Origin of the sequence: Aquipuribacter hungaricus (genome assembly GCF_037860755.1) — a bacterium.
GTDB classification, from domain to species: Bacteria; Actinomycetota; Actinomycetes; order Actinomycetales; family JBBAYJ01; genus Aquipuribacter; species Aquipuribacter hungaricus.
In genome coordinates, this window is the sequence record NZ_JBBEOI010000296.1 from 1 (window position 1) to 3,894 (window position 3,894).

Sequence of the window (3,894 nt, forward strand, 5' to 3'; positions counted from 1 at the left end):
ACCGCGACCACCCGCGCCCCGGCGGCGACGGCCACCTGCACCGCGGACAGCCCCACGCCGCCGCAGCCGTGCACCGCGAGCCACTCCCCCGCGGCCAGGCGGCCGACGGGCAGGAGCGCCCGGAAGGCGGTCGCGGTCCGGCAGCCGAGCAGCGCGGCCGAGCCGGCGTCGACCTCGTCAGGGAGCAGCACGAGGTTGACCGCGGCGCGGGGCACGGCGACGAGCTCCGCGAAGGAGCCCCAGCCGGTGAAGCCGGGCTGCAGCTGGTCGGCGCAGACCTGCTGGTCCCCGGCCCGGCAGGGGGGACAGGTACCGCAGGCCAGGACGAACGGCGCGGTCACCCGACGCCCGAGCAGACCGGCGTCCACGCCTGCGCCCACGGCCTCCACGGTGCCCGCCCACTCGTGCCCGCCGACGTGCGGCAGCACGACGTCCTCGTCGTGGCCGGCGAAGGCGTGCCAGTCGCTGCGGCACAGCCCGGTCGCCTCGACCCGGACGACCACGCCCCCCTCGGGCGCGGTCGCGTCGTGCACCTCGCGGACCTCGGGGGCCTCGCCGAACCGGTCCTGCACCAGCGCGCGCACGCGCCGATGATGGCGCAGGCCCGCCCCCCGGCGTGAGCCGGCGTCAGGCGCCGGCGAGCCGGTCCTTGAGCCGGCCGAAGACGCCCTGGCGGTGGCCGTTGGAGGTCCGGCCGGTCGGGGTCTCCTCGCCGCGGAGCTCCGCGAGGCGCACCAGCAGCTCGCGCTGCTCGTCGTCGAGGCGGGTCGGCACCTGGACGTCGACGTGGACGTGCAGGTCGCCCCGCCCGGGCACCCGCAGGTGCGTGGCGCCGAGGCCGTCGAGGGTGACTGTGGCACCGTGCTGGGTGCCGGGCTGCAGCTCGACGTCGCGCTCGCCGTCCAGGGTGGGGACCTGCATGGTGGCCCCGAGCGCCGCGGCGGTCATCGGCACCTCGAGCACGGTGTGCAGGTCGTCGCCCTCGCGCCGCAGCCGGGGGTGCCGACGCTCCTGGACCTCGACGTACAGGTCGCCCGCGGGGCCGCCGCCGGGGCCGACCTCGCCCTGGGAGGCCAGCTGGATCCGGGTGCCGGTGTCGACGCCCGGCGGCACCTTGATGGTGAGCGTGCGCCGCGTGCGGACCCGGCCCTCGCCGGAGCACTCGTGGCAGGGGGCGGGCAGCACCGTGCCGTAGCCGCCGCAGCGGGGGCAGGCGCTCGTGGTCATGACCTGGCCGAGGAACGAGCGCGCGACGCGCTGCACCTGGCCGCGGCCGCCGCAGACGTCGCAGCCCTCGGGCGAGGTGCCCGGCTCGCAGCACGTGCCCTGGCACCGGGTGCACGCCTCGGCGCTGTCGACGCGGATCTCGCGGGTGGAGCCGAAGACGGCCTCCTCCAGGTCGATCTCCAGGCGCACCAGGGCGTCCTGGCCGCGGCGCTGGCGGGGTGCGGGGCCGCGGGCACCCTGGCCGCCCTGGCCCCCGAAGAACGTCTCGAAGATGTCGGAGAAGCCGAAGCCCGCGCCCTGGCCGCCGAAGGCGGAGTCGCCGCCGGCGTCGTAGGCGGCCTTCTTGTCCGCGTTGCCGAGGATGTCGTAGGCGCGCGAGACCTCCTTGAACTTCTCCTCGGCGTCCGGGCCGGTGGCGACGTCCGGGTGCAGGGTGCGGGCCAGGCGCCGGTAGGCCTTCTTGATCTCGTCGGCGCTCGCGTCTCGCGAGACCCCGAGGGTCTCGTAGTGGTCGCTCACAGGCAGGGCTGGCCTTCCGTCAGGTGGTGCGGGCTCTCGTGCGGAGCGCTCACTGCTCGAGCGCCCGGGACGCGTAGCGGGCGACGGCCCGCACGGCGGCGATGGTGGTCGGGTAGTCCATCCGGGTCGGACCGAGGACGCCGAGGCGCGCGAGGACGTCGCCCGAGCCGTAGCCGCTGGTGACGACCGCGGTCTGCGCGAGGCTGGCGTGCGCGGTCTCGCGGCCGATCCGCACGGCGACGTCCGCCTGCTCCTCGGCCATGTCGTGCATGAGCCGCAGCAGGACGACCTGCTCCTCCAGCGCCTCCAGCACCGTGGACAGCTCGCCGGGGAACTCGGTGCCGCGGCGGACGAGGTGGCTGGTGCCGGCCACGACGATGCGCTCCTCGCGCTCGGAGCGGAGCAGGTCCGCGAGCGCGGCGACGACCGAGGCGGCGGTCGCGGCGGCGCCCGGCTCGCCGGAGCCGGGGGCGTACGGGGGCGCGTCGAGCAGCGCCCCGACGTCGGTGGAGGCGACCTCGAGCCGCTTGCCGACGACGGCGGCGTTGACCCGGTTGCGCAGCTCCTCCAGCGTGCCGCCGTCGTGACCGGGGGCGTCGACGAGGCGCTGCTCGACCCGGCCGGTGGAGACGATGAGGACGAGCAGGACGCGCTCCGGCGGCAGCGGCACGAGGTCGACGTGGCGCACCGAGGCGCGCGAGCTCGACGGGTACTGCACGACCGCGGTCTGCCGGGTCATCTGGCTGAGCAGGCGCACGGTGCGGTCGACCACGTCGTCCAGGCCCACCGCGCCGTCGAGGAACGCCCGGATCGCCCGGCGCTCGGGGGCGGTCATCGGGCGCACCTCGCTGAGCCGGTCGACGAACAGGCGGTAGCCCTTGTCGGTGGGGATGCGCCCCGCGCTGGTGTGGGGCTGGGCGATGTAGCCCTGCTCCTCCAGCACCGCCATGTCGTTGCGGATCGTCGCGGGGCTCACCCCGAGGGCGTGCCGCTCGACGAGCGACTTGGAGCCGACGGGCTCCCTGGTCGTGACGAAGTCCTCCACGATCGCGCGGAGGACCTCCAGGCGGCGGTCGTCTGCCACGGGGGCCTCCTCCCTGGGGGCTGGCACTGTCCGGTCTCGACTGCCAATCCTAACGTCCGCCGTCCGCGCCGCCCTGCAGCACGTGGTCGCGCCAGGAGTGCTGCGGCTCGTAGCCGAGCACGCGCCGCGCCCGAGCGATCGACAGCAGGGTCCCGGTGCCCGTGACGTCGCCGCGGACCTCGACGCCCGGGAACTCCGCGGCCAGCAGCTCGCGCGAGGGCGTCCGCATGACCGTGTCGGCGTTCGCGACGACGCACACCTCGGCACCGACGACGTCGGCGGTCAGCGCGAGCCGGACGGCCTGGGCGCCGTCGCGCGCGTCGATGTAGCCCCACAGGTTCCACCTGCGCACCGACGGGTCCTCCTGCCAGGACGCGAAGGCGTCGTAGTCGGCGACGTCCATGACGTTGGAGAAGCGCAGGCCGACGAACGTGGCGTCGGGGCGCCAGCGGGCGTACTGCCGCGCCAGCTCCTCCTCCAGGACCTTGCCCATGCTGTACGTGGACTCCGGGCGCGGGGCGTAGTCCTCGTCGACCGGCGCGTACGGCGGCGGGGTCTGGAAGGGCAGGCCGAGGACGGTCTCGCTGCTGGCCCACACGACCCGCCGGATGCCGGCCACCCGCGCGGCCTCGAAGACGTGGTAGGTGGCCGGGACGTTGTTGGTGAACGTCGCCTGGTTGGTCGTCAGCCCCGGGGCGGGCACGGCCGCGAGGTGCACGACCGCGTCCAGGCCCTGGTGGCGCTCGTCGATGCCGGTGAGGGCACCGACGACCTGGCCGTAGTCGCCCAGGTCGACGCGGACGAAGGACTGCGAGCCGCCGCCGCTGCCGCCCGCGGTGGGGGGCTGCGCCGGGTCCGGGGGCGGGGCCGCCCGGTCCAGGACCACCACGTCGTGGCCGTGCGCGACGAGGTCCGCCACCACCGCCCGCCCGAGCTTGCCGCTGCCGCCCGTCACCGCCACCGATGCCACGTGGTGCCTCCTCCGCGCCGCGGGCCCTGGCCCGGCGGTGCTGTCCGCGCCCCGGTCGGGGCGGCTGCCGGGCCGTGCCGCTGCGGCCGGCCCG

Annotated in this window: 4 protein-coding genes; all 4 read right to left on the minus strand. The window is 76.1% G+C overall.

Translation table 11 applies throughout. The annotated features are described in order from the left end of the window. The coding region (locus WCS02_RS18455) for an alcohol dehydrogenase catalytic domain-containing protein (protein ID WP_340295752.1) at window positions 1-584 on the minus strand (584 nt) is incomplete at its 3' end. 43 nt (window positions 585-627) lie between these two features. Then, complete coding sequence (gene dnaJ / locus WCS02_RS18460; protein ID WP_340295753.1) at window positions 628-1,746, minus strand: molecular chaperone DnaJ; 1,119 nt, start codon at window positions 1,744-1,746, stop codon at window positions 628-630. A 49-nt stretch (window positions 1,747-1,795) separates the two neighbouring features. Then, window positions 1,796-2,830, minus strand: coding sequence for a heat-inducible transcriptional repressor HrcA (gene hrcA / locus WCS02_RS18465; protein ID WP_340295754.1), 1,035 nt, complete (start codon window positions 2,828-2,830; stop codon window positions 1,796-1,798). Window positions 2,831-2,879: 49 nt separating this feature from the next. After that, a complete protein-coding gene (locus tag WCS02_RS18470; RefSeq protein WP_340295755.1) occupies window positions 2,880-3,800 on the minus strand; it encodes an NAD-dependent epimerase/dehydratase family protein in 921 nt (306 codons plus the stop codon). Window positions 3,801-3,894 lie beyond the last annotated feature (94 nt).